A 15,086-nucleotide genomic window follows, 5' to 3' on the forward strand; every position below is an offset into this window, starting at 1 on the left:
AGCGCGACCCCTACGGCATGCCGCCATCGCGCCCCGGCCGGGACGTCGTCGTGCTGCCCGGGGACCACTCCTTGCGGCGCGGGCTCCGCGAGCTCCCCGGGGCCGTGCGGCCGTGGCTCGAGGCCCGGCTCTCGGCGTGAGCGGTCAGGCGCAGGCGGGGACCTCCAGGAAGTAGCCGAGGCTGTGGTGGCGGGCGGCGACGACCGTCGTCCCCCACCCCATCTCGACCCCTGCCTCGCGGTCGATCACGGTGGGCAGCTCCTCGGGAGTCAGGCCGACGACGTGGTCGACCTGCACCGCCCAGCCGGGTCCGCACACCCCGTCCGGGAGGTCCTCGACGGCAAGGTCGCGGAACCAGGCGTGGCCCTCGCGCACCTCGATGAGCTGCTGCGGCCCGCTGTTGCCCCACGAGGGCGCGAGCGCCGGGTCGACCTTGGCGTACAGGTACGCCGCGGTCAGGTCCACGGGGTCCGACCCCGTGGACGGCAACGGCTGCCAGGCGGGGTCCGAGCACGGGAAGGCGCCGCCCCCGCCGTCCACGAAGTCACCGGCAAGGGTCACCGTGAAGCACCGGTAGTCCACGTCGTAGTACGGGGAGGAGCCCGTGCGCAGGAACCCTGCCACGCGGAACAGCTCGCCGTCGGGCGACCACACGACCTCGTAGCCCGCGACCGAGTCAGGCAGCACCACGACGTCGCTGCCGTCGGTCGCGTCGGCGTGAGCCAGACGGCGCGCCTCGGGCGGGCCGGAGGTCGCGAGGTCGGTGACGTGCACGATCCGCGTCCCGTCCGGGGAGTGGTCAGGGCTCGAGGCTCCGGGGAGGAGCAGCGTCCCGTCGGGGGTCGCCGAGCCGTCTGCCGCCGCCACGCGCACGCCGCCGTCCCCGGTGAAGGCGATGCTGCTGCCGTCGGGGGCCCAGCTCGGGTCACGTTCGGTGACCCCTGGGGTCGCGGTGACCTGACGCACGGTGTCACCGGTCTGAGCGTCCAGGACGACGACGTCCCCGTCCCGCACCGCCGCGACCTCCTCCCCCGAGGGTGACCACGAGACCCCCAGACCGTCGGTCTCGCCGAGGCCGGTCCAACTGCAGTCGTCGGGGTCGACGACCAGCAGCCGCGTGGGATCGACGTCGGGGGCTGCCTGGCCTTCGACCGCGACGAGGGCGCCGTCGGGCGACCAGGCGGTACCGCCCCGGCCGAAGACCGAGAGTGGGCCGGGATCCTCCAGGATGCCCGTCACGCAGGGGAGGGAGGGGTGGCCGATCTCGTCGCGCCCTGACACTCCCCCGTTCTGCCCGGGGAGCTGGGCGGCTGCTGGTGCCGCGAGCCCTGCCGTCATGGTCAGGGCCGCCGCGGTGGCCGCCAGGATGGTGCGTCGTCTCATGATGTCCGCCGTCCGGGTCGCGCGGCGCCGTCACCGCGCACGATCGGTCGACACGTCATCATCGGGCCTGTCGCCGCCCTGCCGACCGCTGCCTCGACCGACGATACGACGCATCGGAGGGTGACGCACGTATCACCCATCTGGGTCCCACGGCCCTGGCCCGCGCGTCGAGAGAGGTGCACCATGGAGGTGGTCGGCAACCCCGGCCTCTCCACGCCCGCGAGCCACACCCAGGAGCGCATCATGAGCACCATCACCGCCCAGCCCCGCCACGACGGCACGATGTCGGTCCGCGACACGTTCCGCTGGATCCGTGAGACCCCCGCCCCGTACTGGGACGCCGAGGACTCCACCAAGGGCCGCTACGTCGCGTGGGTGGGTGTCAGCGCCCTCGCGTGGACGGTCGTGGGCATCGCGGGGACGGCGCTCGTCGCCGAAGGGCTGCGCGGGCTCGCGAGCCTGCTCGGCTGACGCCGCTGGCGGGCCGGGCCCCCGCCCGGGTGAACGTGGGCGGACGGCGACCGTTCACCTGACCCGACGGGTGATGTGCGCCATGATGTCGGGCATGCGATCCCGCTCGACGATGATCATCCTCGCCGTCGTGGTCGCCGCCACCGCGGGCTGCGGCGGCTCGGACGTCCCGTCCCGCACGCCGGACGTCAGTGGCGTCGTCGAGCGGGTGGCGGGGTCGGACAGCGCATCGCTGTCGGGACCCTCCGACCCGTACTACGACGGGATGAACCTGTTGCGCGGGGATCCGACGATCGCCGCCCGGAGCGACCAGAGCGTCCTGGCCCCCGAGGACCTCGCCGACGGTGACGTCGTGGACGTGTGGATCGACGGCGCCTGCGCCGAGTCCTCCCCGGTCCAGTGCACGGTCACCGCGCTGCGGCTCCGGGACTGACACCGGCGCGGGACCGGTCCGCCTCGCGCGTCACGCCGTGACGACGGCTCAGCCCTCGATGGCGCGGTCCGCGCTCGCGCCCTGGTCGCGCATCCCTCGCCTGACGCGCCACCACGCCACGGCACGGTCCCTGGCCTTGCGGAGCAGGTCGAGGATCCGCACCAGCAACCGCCTGGCCCACGGGAACTCGGCCCCGAGCACCGCGAGCCCGAGCAGGATCGTCGCGATCCCCGGGCCGGGCAGGACGAGCATCGCGACCCCCGCGAGGATGATCACCGTGGCGACCGTGGCCACGATGATGCGGTAACCCAGCGACGTCGCGGGGTGGGCCCTCAGGCGATCACGCAGCCGCGTGACCGGATGGACCCGCGCCCGGGTCTCGGTGTCGGTATAGCTCACCCGACGATTGTGCCCTGCCTCACAAGCACGGGTCGATGGGGTGCGGGCAGGACATGGGGTGAACCTGTGCAGGTCTCGAGCCTCTCGGCTCGGCCCCGGTCCCGGATGCCGCGGAGGGCGACCTCGACCGGCCGCTCGCCTCAGGTCAGGCCGAGCTCCGCGAAGGCGGCGACGAGCCCTTCGCCCTGCGGCCCCTGGGCGACGCGGTCGGCGACGGCGAGCACCTCCGGAGGCGCGCCGGCGATGGCCACACCGGTGCCGGCCCAGGCGAGCATCTCGAGGTCGTTGAGCCCGTCCCCCACGGCGACGACGTCCTCAGGGGCCAGGCCGAGGTGGGCCGCGACGAGCTCGATGCCGATCGCCTTGTGGACGCCGTCGAGGTACAGCTCGCCGGCCGAGTCCCCCATGCCGGGGATCGAGCTGGGCAGCACGCCGACCCCGGTGCCGATCGCGTCGAGCAGGGCCGCACCGGCCAACGGCGACTCGAAGTAGGTGATCTTGCCGAAGGAGGCGTCGGTCAGGTCCTCGGCCATGCGGAGGGCGTCGAGGATGTCCGTGGGGCCGTCCTGGTCGCGGCTCGGGCCGAAGCGACCGCGGAGCATCTGCCGGAGTCTCTCGTCGACCCCGGGCCGCCCGTGCAGCACGTCGGGGGCCTCGAGGATGTAGGCGACGTCGTGCTCGTCCAGTGTCGTGACCGCGCGGGCCGCGAGATCCGCGGGAAACCTCTGGTCCTTGAGCACGACGCCGTCCACCTCGACGTAGGCGCCGGCCGCCGCGACCAGCCCGTCGAAGCCCGCCGCGAGGATCCGCTCGGGGAGCATGGCGCGCGGTCGGCCCGTGCACAGAAGCACCAGGTGCCCTGCGGCGCGAGCCGCGCGGACGACATCGACGTGCCCGGGCGGGACGATGCCGTGGTGGGCGTACGTCCCGTCGACGTCGAGGAACACCGCTCTGCGCGGACTGGTCAGCACACCGTTCGTCGTCATGTCCGTCGAAGTCTACGGTGCGAGACCTCGCCGGCCGAGCGAGACATCGCTCGGCCGGCGGACCGCGCCTCAGGCGGTCTGCTTCGAGTGCTTGCCCTCGGCGATCTCCTCGACCAGCTTGCTGTTGAATGCGGGCAGGTCGTCCGGCGTGCGGCTGGACACGAGCCCGTGGTCGACGACGACCTCCTTGTCCACCCACGTGGCGCCCGCGTTGCGCAGATCGGTCCGCAGGCTCGGGTACGACGTGAGCGTCCGGTCGCGCACGACGTCGGCGTCCGTGAGGATCCAGCCGCCGTGGCAGATCACGCCGACGGGCTTGTGCTGCTCGAAGAACGCCTTGGTGAAGCGGACCGCGTCCTCGTCCATGCGGATCTTGTCGCCGTTGACGACGCCACCGGGCAGGACGAGGGCGTCGAACCGTCCGGCGTCCGCCTGGGCGACCGCCTCGTCGACCTGCGCCTCGTGGCCGTTCTTGCCCGTGATCGTCCCCGTCGCGGAGGACACGAGCACCGCCTGAGCACCATGCTCGGTGACCGCCTCCCAGGGGCTCGTGAGCTCGCTGTCCTCGAAGCCGTCCGTCGCGAGGAAGGCCACGGTCTTGCCGGTCAGGTGCGCCATGATTCTTCTCCGTCTCGTGGAAGGTGAGTTCCCCTCGACGGTAGGTCGGCGTTCACCGACCCGCATGCCGAGGGTCGATCATCTGGGCCAGACGCGCTGCCTGCAGCACGAGGTGGTCGTGTTCGACCCTGCTGGTGGCGGCCGTGGCGGCCTCCGCGTAGAGACGGCGGGCCGTCCTCGGATCGCCCGCCCGCTCGTGCAGCCAGCCGGCGACCGCTGCCCTTCGCGGGACGTCGACGGGGACGTCCTCGAGGGCTCGAAGTCCCGCCTGGGGACCGTCGACGTGCCCGACGGCGACCACCCGGTTGAGGGCGACGACGGGCGACCCGGTCAGACCGAGCAGCTCGTCGAACCACTCGAGGATCTGCGGCCAGTCGGTCTCCTCCGCGCGGGCCGCGTCGCAGTGCAGGGCCGCGATGGCCGCCTGGGCCTGGTACTCGCCGAGCCTGTCCCGGGCCAGTGCCGCCTGGAGCACGGTCACCCCCTCGGCGATGAGGGTGGTGTCCCAGAGGGCGCGGTCCTGGTCGGCCAGCGGGACGAGCGAGCCGTCGTCGGCTCGGCGCGCCCGCCGGCGGGCGTGGTGCAGGAGCATCAGGGCCAGCAGCCCGTCCACCTCGGGCTCGCTGCTGCGTCGGTGGAGAGTGCGGGTCAGGCGGATCGCCTCGGCGGCCAGGTCGACGTCGCCGGCGTAGCCCTGGTTGAAGATCAGGTAGAGCACGCTCAGCACGTCGCGCAGGTCCCCTGGCGCACCGAGGCCGTGGCCCGCCACGGTCCGCTTCGCCCGGCTGATCCGCTGCGCCATGGTCGCCTCGGGCACCATGTGCGCGTCGGCGATCTCGCGCGTGGCCAGTCCGCCGACGGCGCGCAGGGTCAGCGGGACCGCGGAGGTCGGGGTCAGCGCGGGGTGGCAGCACAGGAAGAGCAGCCAGAGCGTGTCGTCCTCCTGCTGCGCGGGCCCGGGAGGGGGCTCCTCCACGGCGCGTCCCTCGCGGGCACGCCGGGCGGCGTCCGAGCGTCCGGCGTCGACCAGCTTGCGCCACGCGACCGTGACCAGCCAGGCCTTGGCGTCCTCCGGCGGGGCGGCCGGCCAGCGACGGACCGCCTCGACGAGGGCCTCCTGGACGGCGTCCTCGGCCGCAGCGAAGTCTGCTCCACGACGGACGAGGACACCGGTCACCTGCGGGATGAGGTCCCGGAGCAGGCCGTCCATCGCGTCAGTCGGTCACCGTGGGCGGCATCTCGAGGAACGGTCGCACCTCGATCCACTCCTGGAGCGGCCGACCTCCCTGCCCGGGCGCTGCGGACAGGAACGCTGCGGCCTCGTGCGCACGCTCGACCGACTCGACGTCGATCATCATCCAGCCCGCGATGACGTCCTTGGTCTCGGCGAACGGGCCGTCGGTCACGGGCCGCTGTCCTTCGCCGTCGTACCGCACGAAGGTGCCCTCGGGCGACAGGGCGTGGCTGTTCACGTACTCACCGCGCTCGCTGAGGACCTCAGCGACGTGGTCCATGTACGCGACGTGGGCGGACACCTCCTCGGGGGTCCACCGGTCCATGGGCACCCGGGCGGTGGGCATCGGCTCGGGTCCGCCCCGGTAGTGCTTGAGCAGCAGGAACTTCGCCATTGGTCCGTCCTCCGGCCTTCTCGGTCCGTGACGCCGGGACCGGCGCCCTCACCCCTGGGACGGAGCGGGGGCGCCGATCTCGACATCGACACGCGGCTCAGTCGGTCGAGCCTTCGTCCTGCGTGGTCGAGGGCCGGTCGGCCGTGGCGGGGTCGGTGGCCGTCGGCCCCGCGACCGCGGTGCCCGGCGCCGGTCGCGTGACCGACGGACCTGTCGAAGGGCCGCCCGAGTCTCCGCCGCGTCCCTTCACCATCTCCATGAGGTCGATGCCGGTCTGGGCCTTGAGCAGCTGCGCGAGCTCCTGCACACCGGTCGCGACCTGCCCGGTCACTCGGGAGGCGCCGTCCTTGTCGATGATCGTGATGCCGTCGATGCTGCCGAGGGCGTCGGCGTAGGGCTGGGCCAGCTTGGGCATCGCGTCGAGGACCATCTGGAGGCGTGCCGAGTCGGGGAACGTCTCGTAGGCGTCCGACTCTGCCTTGATGGCTGCCGCACGGGCCTCGCCGCGTGCGCGCTCGGACGCCGCCTCGGCCTCGCCTCGGGCCTGGATGCCGTCGGCCTCGGCGCGGGCCAGGGCGAGAGCACCCTCGGCACGACGCTGCTGCTCGACGAGGGCGGCCTCGGCACGGGCACGCGAGGCAGAGGCCTCGGCGTCGGCCTGGGCGGTGGTGCGCTGGGCCTCGGCCTCGGCCTTGCGGATGGCCGAGGTCTTGTTGGCCTCGGCCTCCTGCTCGGCGGCGTACTTGCGGGCGTCGGCCTCCTGCGCGGCCTCGTACTTGCGGGCCTCGGCGGGCTTGCGCACCTCGGTCTGCAGCTCCTGCTCGCGCAGGGCTGCACGGCCCTGGGCCACGAGCTCCTGCTGCTCGAGGACGGCCTGCTGGGCCTCGGCCTCGGCACGCTCCTTGGCGGCGTGGGCCTCGGCCTCGGCCTGCGCCGTCTCCTGGCGGATCTGGGCATTGCGCAGCGCGAGGGCCTTGTTCGACTCGGCGATCTGGACGGCCGACTCGTTGGAGCGCTCGGTGCTCTCCTGCTGCGCCTGGGCCTCGGCGATCTCGGCGTCGCGGGCGACGGCTGCGGCCCGCGGGCGGCCGAGGTTGGTGATGTAGGCGCCCGAGTCCTCGACGGTCTGGATCTCGAAGTTCTCCAGGACGAGGCCCCGCTCGGCGAGCATCGGCACGGCGATGTCCTTGACCTCCTTGGAGAAGTCCTGGCGCTCGTAGAGGATCGACTCGACGGTCAGGGTTCCCGCGATGGTGCGCAGCACACCGACCAGCACCTCGCTGGTCTGCTGCTCGATGACCTGCTCCTGGCTGCGTCCGGCGAACCGCTGTGCGGCGGCCCGCACCGTGCGCTCGGTGCCACCGACCTTGACGACGGCGATGCTGCGCAGTGTCACGCCCACACCGCTCTTGGTGGTGGCGTCCTCAGCCGTCACGGGGAAGCTCTGCGAGGCCAGGGAGAGCCGTGAGACCTGCTCGAAGATCGGCTTGACGAACGTGCCGCCACCGATGACGACGCGCTGCCCGGAGAGGTCGGTGGTCTCCTCGCCCGTCTCGGGGTTGATGACGGGCGTGCCGCGCTTGCGCCCGGTGATGATCAACGCCTCGTCGGGCGTGGCGATCTTGAATCGCACCTTCGCGTAGATGCCGCCGACGATGGCGAGCGCCACCAGGGCGACGATCACCACCACGGTGGTCAGGACGGGACCAACGAGCTCCATGGGACTCCTCCGGGGCAGGCCCCCTGCCGTGGAGGCGCTGGCGTGGGCGCAAGACCGAGGGCCTCGCGCCGGGTCATGCCACCGTTGTCACGACCGGGAGAAGCCCCCCGACCGCCGACCGGCGACGGGACGAACTCTAGAGCCAGCGGGGCGCTGCGCGGGCCTTCTCCACTACACCGGAACGCGCCGGGCCAGCAGGGTCGAGTCGTGGACGTCGTGGGTGCTCCCCTCACGGGTGAGGGTCCGTGGCCGCTGCTCGACGACGAGCGGCTCGAGCCCCGCTGTCAGCCCGGGCAGCAGCTCCTCGGCCGTGAACATCGCTCGCCGCCGCACCTCGGTGATGCCCGGGAAGTTCTCGTCCGGCGCGTGCCCGACGACGAGCAGGTGCCCACCAGACGCCACGGCGTCGCACAGCCGACGGACCACGTCGACCATGCCGCCGTCGGGCGGGTGCAGGAAGTGCGTGGTGACCAGGTCGAACGTGCGCCCCTCGGCCGCGAAGGTGCGGGCGTCGACCTGCCACCAGTCGGTGCGGTCGGCGACGCCGGCCTCCGCGGCGTGGCGGGCCGCGCGGGCCAGGCCGTTGCCGGAGAAGTCCGCGCCCGTCACGTGCCAGCCCTGCTGGGCGAGCCAGATGACGTCCCCACCCTCCCCGCACCCGAGGTCGAGGGCACGACCCGGGGTCAGCCGAGCGGCCTCGGTCACGAGCTGTGCGTTCGGACGCCCGGACCAGATCTGCTCCGCCCCCGCGTAGCGCTCCTCCCAGGCGGGAGGCTCGAACATCGCCACGGAGTCCTCCTCGGCGGGGACGTGCTCGTGCTCGGCCATCAGGGGGCTCCTCGGGGCGATCGGCGCGGATGCGCGTCGCGCTGCTGGGGGTGCGTCGCCGGTGGTGCGTCGCTCGGGCGCGCTCCGCACAGCCTCGTCGCCACTGCCGCCAGGCGCAAGAGCCCTTGCCGTTCCTGCAAGATAGGAGCCGTGCACGACGTCCTGCGGGACGGCCGACCGATGAGTTCAGCCCACGCCGTCGGTCAACCCCTACGCACGAGGCGCCAGCAGCAGCTCGGCGTCCCCGTCCAGCTGCAGGAGGAGTCATGACCGAGTTCGCCACGACCGCTCACGGAGACCGCGTCGCCTACGACCGTCGGGGCGACGGCCCTGGCCTGGTGTTCGTCGCCGGCGGCGGGCCCATCTTCCGGGCGAACGACCCCATCACCGCCGCGACCGCCGAGCTCGCGGCGGCCGCAGGGCTGAGCACCGTCGTGTACGACCGCCTGGGCCGTGGCGAGAGCGTCGCGACCGGGAGGCTGACGCTCGACCGTGAGCTGCGGCGACCCGCGCCATGAAGGCGTCGACCTGCTCAGGCTCGTAGCCCTCGCGGAACTTGGTGGGCGTGAACCTCGCGGAAAGCACCTCGGCAGCGCTGATCATGCTCAACCCCCTCGTCGGTGCCGGCCGGTCGCGGCCAGCACTCTCCCCCGTCGTGGCTCACCGTAGAGGCGAGGACCGACGCCGGGGGTCGGTCAGCCGGGAGCGGCGCCAGGAGGTGCTGAAGAGCACCCGTTCAGCCCAGCCAGGAGCGAGCAGTCGTGACGCTCGCGAGCAGCCCTGACCTAGGATCGCCGCGTGCCCGAACCTGACGCCCTCCTGGACTCCGCGCCCCTGCTGCGCGAGCTCCGTGAACGGCACCCAGACGTCGACGTCGTCGTCCTACCCGCCGAGGCACCCCGGGGCCCGGCGCGGGCCCCGGTCCCGCAGGCGACCCTCGACGCCGAGGCCCAGCACGTGACCAGCACGGTCGAGGACCTGCTGGCGGCACTTGGCGAGCACCCCGGTGCCCAGGAGTCGGACGATGCCGAGGGGAACCAGCCCGAGGTCCGCACCCGGTGGCGAACCGCCCCGGGGCAGCCCGACTCGACGAGCGCCGGGGTCGTGACGCCCGTCGCCGAGGCCCGCGTCGCGGTGCCGGACGTTCTCGCTGCGACCAAGGCGGCCAACATCCTCGCCGGACGGATGGCCGAACGAGGGTGGCAGGGCGCGCTCCGCACCACAGGAACCACCGCCCAGTTCGACGCAGCGCAGGACGGCCGGACCCTGCGGGTGGTCCGCCTCGAGGGCACCGTGCTCGTCACGGCCACCGGTCGTGGCCTCACGGTGACCAAGTCCCTCGCCCGCGAGCTCGTCACGCGCGCGGAGGTCGCTCGGTGAACCGAGAGTACGACGTCAACCCCATGACCCTGGCCGACTCGGCCCTCGCGTGGACCGACCAGTCCAGTCGGCTGTCCACGGCCCACTCCCGCCTCGAGGGAGCCCCACACGGAGGTTTCAGCACCGCCGTCGCCTCGGCCGCCGCCACGTGGACCGAGTCCTGGGGCACCATCATCGGCGACCTCGCCGACGGTGTCGAGCAGATGAGCACGCGGCTGACGGCAGCGTCAGAGGCCTACCACGCGGTCGACCTGCAGGCCGAGCAGCGGTTCCAGGACTGGCTGAGGGACGCCCCGTGACGACCACCACCGTCACCATCGACGTCCCCCCACCGTGCGACGCGGTCCCCGCGGTCGACGGCGACGCTGCGCTGGTCGCGGACTTCGCCGAGGACATGCTGGCCACCGCGACCAACCTCGACGACTTCGACACCTTCACCCACGACTCCGAGACCCTCGAGGGCTGGACCGGGTCAGCCGCCCAGGCCTACCGCTCCCACACCCGCGCTGCGGGCACCGACGGGCACGCCATCTCGACAGCCGTACGCCAGGTCGCGCGCAGCGCCGACGTCTTCGCCGAGGAGCTCACCGCACTGGGTCGCCGGCGCGACGACCTCGTCGAGGCCCGGGCCGCCTACCACGCCTCTCGCGCAGGCCTGCTGCACGACATCACCATGGCCCAGGCCACGGGTCGCGACGAGATCGCCGACCTGCAGGACCGGTCACGCACGCTCGCGACCCGTCTCGCCACGCTGATCGCCGACGTCGAGCAGCTGCTGACCGACGTCACCACCGCCGAGCAGGCCATGATCGACGCCTTCTCCGCCTACGGCTCCCTTGCGCAGGCCCGGGCCGCGGTCTCGGGCCAGGCCGATCTCGCCGACGCCGCACTGCTGCGCGCCGGCTCGCCGACCTCAGGGGCCGCACCGGAGGAGGTCGCCCGGTGGTGGGCAGGGCTGAGTGAGGACGAGCAGTTCGCGGTGCTCGCCGCCCACCCCGAGGTGCTTGGCGGGACCGACGGCATCCCAGCCCGGGTGCGGGACCGGGCCAACCGCGTGCTGCTCAGCACCGACCTCGAAGCCCTTGAGCTGCGAGAGTCACGAGGAGACCTCCCCTACCAGGATCGCGCGGCCCTCGAGAACGCCCGGGCCGCGCAGACGGCACTCGCCGCCGGTGCCCTCGACACGGACCCGATCACCGGGGAGCCCCTCATCCCCCTGCTGCACCTGTACGACCCGCGGTCCTTCGGGGGCGACGGCCGGGTCGCGATCACCTTCGGCGACCCGGACACCGCTGACCACGTGTCGGTCATGGTGCCCGGGATGACCAGCCGTGGCACCAGCGCCGAGGAGAACACCGAGTACGCCTACAGCATCTACGAGTCGGCACGGTTCTCCAACCCCGGGGCGAGCGTCGCCTCGGTCATGTGGATCGGCTACGACGCCCCGAGCGACGGGGACGTGCTCACGGTCGCACGCGAGACACGCGCCAAGGAGGGCGGGGAGATGCTGTCCACCTATGTCGACGGCCTGAGGGCCTCACGCGAAGGCAGCCCGGCCCACCTGACGGTCATCGGTCACAGCTACGGCTCGACGACCACGGCTCACAGCGCCACCGGCCCGGGCCTCTCCGCCAACGACGTCGTGCTCGTGGGCAGCCCCGGCGCCGGCGGGGGCGTCTCGCACGCCGACGAGCTCGAGGTGGACCGCGTCTGGGCCGGCAACAACACGCGCGACCTCGTCGCAGGCCTTGCCGACAACGGGTGGGTGGGGGGCAACACCTTCGGTGGGGTGGGGATGGGCAACAACGTCACCGAGGACACCTTCGGCGCGACCCGGTTCGAGGCCGAGTCCATCACCCGGAACTCCCTGTGGAAGAACACCGGCGACCACGTCAAGTACTTCCACCAGGACACCGAGTCGATCTACAACATCGGGCACATCGTGGCCGGGAACGGGGACGCGGTCCAGATCGCCGAGCACTCCTACGACCCCTGGTGGGGCCCTCCGATCGACCCCGAGGCTAGCCGCGAGCCGCAGCAGTGGGAGCGGACCAGGTGAGCGGGCGCAGGATCGTGATGGGAGCGATTGCGGTCGCGATGGCTCTCGGCGGGTGCTCGAGGATGCACGGCGAGGTCGAGCTCGAGGTGAGCCGGTCAGAGGTCGTCGAGACGGCACGGGCCGACCTGCCCGCACTGGCCGGAGCCCTGGACGCCGAGATCGAGGAGTCCTGGGGCACCTGGTCAGCAGGTGGCGCGAAGAACAACTTCCAGGTCTCCTACCGGGCCACGGCCCGCCTCGTCGACACCTCCGCGACCAGCAACGACATCGCCGAGGCCCTCGACGCCCTCGGCTACGACGTGATCCAGGATAACGAGGCCGCCGTGGTCGGAATGCGTGACGGCCTCAAGATCATCTCCTCCCCCGGCGACGCCCCGTTCCGCGTCAGCGTGGTCGGCCCGTACCTGCGGACCGAGACCGGGACCGTCAGCACCGGCCCCCGCGAGGACCTCGACCTCCCCACGGACGAGGACTCTCCAGGGAGCACGTGACCCTGAGCCGGTGGCAGAACCTCGATGATGACCGGCACCGTCGGCCACCCGATCGACGCCAGCTCGACGACCACCCGTCCTTCCACCAGGAGACGAACCAGTGCGACACCACAGGCTGCTGATCGCGGTGCTGGTCATGACCCTCGCCCTGGCCGGGTGCTCGAGGATGCACGGCGAGGCCGAGCTCGAGCAGAGCCGGACCCAGGTCGTCGAGGCGGCACGCAGCGACCTGCCCGCGTTCGCGGAGGCCCTGGACGCCGAGATCGAGGACTCCTGGGGCAGATGGTCGGCCGGAGGAGCGAAGAACAACTACCAGCTCGCCTACGACGCCGAGATGCGGCTCGTCGGGACCGCGGCCACCAGCGACGAGATGGCCGACGCCATCACGGACCTCGGCTACGAGCTCATCCGCAACGACAGCGTCGGTGTCATGGGCGAGCGAGGGGATCTCACCTTCTTCGCCTCGAACCGGCACGACATCTACCGGGCATACGTCTCAGGGCCGTACCTGCGGACCGAGACCGGGATCGTCAGCGCCGGCCGCGAGGACCTCGACCTCCCCGGTCACGACACGGATCCCGCGGAGAGCGACTAGCACGACCGCCCCCGCTCCTCCCGCGCTCCTCGCACTCGGGCCGGCCATCCGCGTGGGACGACCGATGAGTTCACCCCGCGTCGTCGGTCAACCCCTACGCACGAGGCGCCAGCAGCAGCTCGGCGTCCCCGTCCAGCTGCAGGAGGAGTCATGACCGAGTTCGCCACGACCGCTCACGGAGACCGCGTCGCCTACGACCGTCGGGGCGACGGCCCTGGCCTGGTGTTCGTCGCCGGCGGCGGGCCCATCTTCCGGGCGAACGACCCCATCACCGCCGCGACCGCCGAGCTCGCGGCGGCCGCAGGGCTGAGCACCGTCGTGTACGACCGCCTGGGCCGTGGCGAGAGCGTCGCGACCGGGAGGCTGACGCTCGACCGCGAGCTGGGGGCCATCGCCGCGATGCTCGAGGTCGCTGGCGGTCGAGCCGTGCTGTGCGGCCACTCCTCGGGGTCCTCGATCGCGCTGGCGGCGGCCGACGTCGGCCTGCCGGTCGCGGCCCTCGCCCTGTGGGAGGCGCCACTGGGCGACCCCTCGGAGAAGGTGCGCGGGTGGTTCGCCGAGTTCGAACGACGCCTGGACGCCGAGGACTACGTCGGGGCGACCGAGCAGTACATGCAGGACATGCCCCCCGAGTGGCTCGAGGGCCTGCGCCGGTCCCCCGACTTCGTCGAGATCGCCCGGGGGGCGGTCAGCCAGCGAGCCGACGGCGAGTCCCTGGTCTGGGCGACCCAATCCCTCGAGGACGGCAGCCTCGGCGAGCTGAGCACCCCGGTGCTCACGATGTACGGCTCCAGCACCCTGCCGGAGATGCCGTCGGCCGCCGCCTGGATCGCCTCCGTGGTCGCGGGCACGACCGTCGAGGAGGTGCCGGGCCAGGACCACAGCTGGGAGGCCGAGCCGATGGCGCGGAGGTTGGCGGAGCTCGCGCTCACGCAACCCTGACGACACCTCGGCTCGCCTCGAGGTCAGCCCGCGCCGGACGTCAGCCCGCGTCGAAGCGGTCGCGCGCGGCCTCGACCTGGGGCCGCGCGGTCGCCGTCCACCGCAGCAGCGCCTCGATCGGCTCCCGCAGGGACTTGCCAAGGGGCGTGATGCGGTACTCGACAGCCACCGGGCGGGTGCTGACCACCGACCGCTCGACGATCCCGTTGCGCTCGAGGCGCCGGAGGGTGGCCGTCAGGGACTTCTGCGTGACCGTGGGGATGGTGCGGCGCAGCTCGTTGAAGCGCAGAGGTCGCTCGCACAGCTCCTCGAGCACGTGGACCGACCACCGGTCGAGGACCTGGTCGAGCAGCTCACGGTGCGGCGGGGCGATCCCGAGGCGTCCCGACGGCGGGTGGGTGGTTTCCGGCATGACACCTGGTCTCGTTGAAGTGCCTTGGGGCAACTAGGTATAACACAGATACCTACCACCGAGGAGCTCTCATGCCCGTGCACCTGTTCAGCCCCGACGGCCTCATGCAGCCCGTGCCGTACCACCACGTGGCGGTCGCGACCGGAAGCCGCCAGGTCCACGTCGCAGGCCAGATCTCCCGCGACGCGGCAGGCACCCCCCTGGCCCCCGGCGACCTCGCCGGCCAGACCGCTCAGGCCCTGCGCAGCACGGGCACCGCGCTCCGGTCGGCCGGCGCCACCTTCGACGACGTCGTCCGGCTGACCTTCTACGTCACCGGGTGGAGCCCGGACAAGATCGGTGCCTTCATGACCGGCGTCGAGAGTGTCGCCGAGGAGCTGGGTCTGCCCAGCCCCATGCCCCCCGCCTCCCTCATCGGCGTGGAGATGCTCTTCGAGTCCGACGTGCTCGTCGAGGTCGAGGCGACCGCCGTCCTGGACTGATCGCAGGCGGTTCCGCTCGTCGTCGCGGTCACCTCTCTGCATCGAGTGAAGGGCGGTCAGCTCCTCCGGTCACCTTCGGGACAGCAGCCCCGGGCGCTGCTCCCGGCCGGGGCGCCACGGGCGTTCCAGGACGACGGCCTGCGGCCGAGACAGCAGCGTCAGGCATCAGCCCCGAAGCGTCGCCGCGACCCGGGCCAGCAGGGCGTCGACGGCGCGGCGGTCGACGCCCGGCTTCCACCACGTGGCGGCGAGCTGCGCA

At 72.5% G+C, this 15,086-nt stretch carries 19 protein-coding genes and 1 pseudogene; 10 read left to right on the top strand and 10 right to left on the bottom strand.

Annotated elements, in window-relative coordinates; all coding sequences use genetic code 11:
• Positions 1–144: 144 nt before the first annotated feature.
• Positions 145–1,383 (bottom strand): hypothetical protein, encoded by a 1,239-nt coding sequence (locus tag L0B03_RS05490; RefSeq protein ID WP_250444625.1) that lies wholly within the window; start codon positions 1,381–1,383, stop codon positions 145–147.
• Between the two features lie 243 nt (positions 1,384–1,626).
• Here L0B03_RS05490 and L0B03_RS05495 point away from each other — a divergent pair, with 243 nt between their 5' ends.
• A complete protein-coding gene (locus L0B03_RS05495) occupies positions 1,627–1,854 on the top strand; it encodes a hypothetical protein (protein ID WP_250444626.1) in 228 nt (75 codons plus the stop codon).
• A 94-nt stretch (positions 1,855–1,948) separates the two neighbouring features.
• Positions 1,949–2,287, top strand: coding sequence for a hypothetical protein (locus L0B03_RS05500; RefSeq protein WP_250444627.1), 339 nt, complete (start codon positions 1,949–1,951; stop codon positions 2,285–2,287).
• A gap of 48 nt (positions 2,288–2,335) precedes the next feature.
• On the opposite strand, the gene L0B03_RS05505 is transcribed toward L0B03_RS05500, so the two are convergent.
• The 7 genes from L0B03_RS05505 to L0B03_RS05535 form a co-directional block, all read right to left on the bottom strand.
• The gene (locus L0B03_RS05505) at positions 2,336–2,686 is read right to left on the bottom strand and encodes a PGPGW domain-containing protein (protein WP_250444628.1); all 351 of its coding nucleotides are present in this window, start codon (positions 2,684–2,686) and stop codon (positions 2,336–2,338) included.
• A gap of 140 nt (positions 2,687–2,826) precedes the next feature.
• Positions 2,827–3,672, bottom strand: a complete 846-nt coding sequence (locus tag L0B03_RS05510) for an HAD family hydrolase (RefSeq protein ID WP_250444629.1) — start codon at positions 3,670–3,672, stop codon at positions 2,827–2,829.
• Positions 3,673–3,741: 69 nt separating this feature from the next.
• Entirely contained in the window at positions 3,742–4,290 is a 549-nt protein-coding gene (locus tag L0B03_RS05515; protein WP_250444630.1) for a type 1 glutamine amidotransferase domain-containing protein, read from the bottom strand.
• Between the two features lie 52 nt (positions 4,291–4,342).
• The gene (locus L0B03_RS05520) at positions 4,343–5,500 is read right to left on the bottom strand and encodes an RNA polymerase sigma factor (protein WP_250444631.1); all 1,158 of its coding nucleotides are present in this window, start codon (positions 5,498–5,500) and stop codon (positions 4,343–4,345) included.
• Between the two features lie 4 nt (positions 5,501–5,504).
• On the bottom strand, positions 5,505–5,918 hold the full coding sequence (locus L0B03_RS05525) for a YciI family protein (RefSeq protein ID WP_250444632.1): 414 nt from the start codon (positions 5,916–5,918) through the stop codon (positions 5,505–5,507).
• Between the two features lie 97 nt (positions 5,919–6,015).
• The gene (locus L0B03_RS05530; RefSeq protein ID WP_250444633.1) at positions 6,016–7,638 is read right to left on the bottom strand and encodes a flotillin family protein; all 1,623 of its coding nucleotides are present in this window, start codon (positions 7,636–7,638) and stop codon (positions 6,016–6,018) included.
• 171 nt (positions 7,639–7,809) lie between these two features.
• A complete protein-coding gene (locus L0B03_RS05535) occupies positions 7,810–8,466 on the bottom strand; it encodes a bifunctional 2-polyprenyl-6-hydroxyphenol methylase/3-demethylubiquinol 3-O-methyltransferase UbiG (RefSeq protein ID WP_250444634.1) in 657 nt (218 codons plus the stop codon).
• 266 nt (positions 8,467–8,732) lie between these two features.
• Between L0B03_RS05535 and L0B03_RS05540 the strand changes: the two genes are divergently transcribed.
• On the top strand, positions 8,733–8,984 hold the full coding sequence (locus L0B03_RS05540) for a hypothetical protein (RefSeq protein WP_250444635.1): 252 nt from the start codon (positions 8,733–8,735) through the stop codon (positions 8,982–8,984).
• Between the two features lie 22 nt (positions 8,985–9,006).
• Here L0B03_RS05540 and L0B03_RS19690 read toward each other — a convergent pair.
• Positions 9,007–9,069, bottom strand: a pseudogene (locus L0B03_RS19690) (hypothetical protein); the annotation flags it as partial.
• A 195-nt stretch (positions 9,070–9,264) separates the two neighbouring features.
• On the opposite strand from L0B03_RS19690, the gene L0B03_RS05545 reads away from it, so the two are divergent.
• From L0B03_RS05545 to L0B03_RS05570, 6 genes are all read left to right on the top strand, one after another.
• Positions 9,265–9,846, top strand: a complete 582-nt coding sequence (locus L0B03_RS05545) for a hypothetical protein (protein WP_250444636.1) — start codon at positions 9,265–9,267, stop codon at positions 9,844–9,846.
• On the top strand, positions 9,843–10,145 hold the full coding sequence (locus L0B03_RS05550; protein ID WP_250444637.1) for a hypothetical protein: 303 nt from the start codon (positions 9,843–9,845) through the stop codon (positions 10,143–10,145). The genes L0B03_RS05545 and L0B03_RS05550 overlap by 4 nt, the downstream gene beginning before the upstream one ends.
• Positions 10,142–11,905 carry an alpha/beta hydrolase gene (locus L0B03_RS05555; protein WP_250444638.1) on the top strand — a complete coding sequence of 588 codons (1,764 nt, stop codon included), beginning with the start codon at positions 10,142–10,144 and terminating at the stop codon, positions 11,903–11,905. The genes L0B03_RS05550 and L0B03_RS05555 overlap by 4 nt, the downstream gene beginning before the upstream one ends.
• 17 nt (positions 11,906–11,922) lie before the next feature.
• Positions 11,923–12,396, top strand: a complete 474-nt coding sequence (locus tag L0B03_RS05560; RefSeq protein WP_250444639.1) for a hypothetical protein — start codon at positions 11,923–11,925, stop codon at positions 12,394–12,396.
• 100 nt (positions 12,397–12,496) lie between these two features.
• Positions 12,497–12,991 carry a hypothetical protein gene (locus L0B03_RS05565; RefSeq protein ID WP_250444640.1) on the top strand — a complete coding sequence of 165 codons (495 nt, stop codon included), beginning with the start codon at positions 12,497–12,499 and terminating at the stop codon, positions 12,989–12,991.
• A gap of 150 nt (positions 12,992–13,141) precedes the next feature.
• Positions 13,142–13,933, top strand: coding sequence for an alpha/beta fold hydrolase (locus L0B03_RS05570; protein WP_250444641.1), 792 nt, complete (start codon positions 13,142–13,144; stop codon positions 13,931–13,933).
• A gap of 40 nt (positions 13,934–13,973) precedes the next feature.
• Here L0B03_RS05570 and L0B03_RS05575 read toward each other — a convergent pair whose 3' ends face one another.
• Positions 13,974–14,345: a helix-turn-helix domain-containing protein gene (locus tag L0B03_RS05575; protein ID WP_250444642.1), complete on the bottom strand. Its 372-nt coding sequence runs from the start codon at positions 14,343–14,345 to the stop codon at positions 13,974–13,976.
• Positions 14,346–14,416: 71 nt separating this feature from the next.
• On the opposite strand from L0B03_RS05575, the gene L0B03_RS05580 reads away from it, so the two are divergent.
• Entirely contained in the window at positions 14,417–14,827 is a 411-nt protein-coding gene (locus tag L0B03_RS05580) for a RidA family protein (protein WP_250444643.1), read from the top strand.
• Positions 14,828–15,086 lie beyond the last annotated feature (259 nt).

It is taken from the genome of Actinotalea sp. C106, from assembly GCF_023630195.1.
Taxonomy (GTDB): Bacteria; Actinomycetota; Actinomycetes; order Actinomycetales; family Cellulomonadaceae; genus Actinotalea.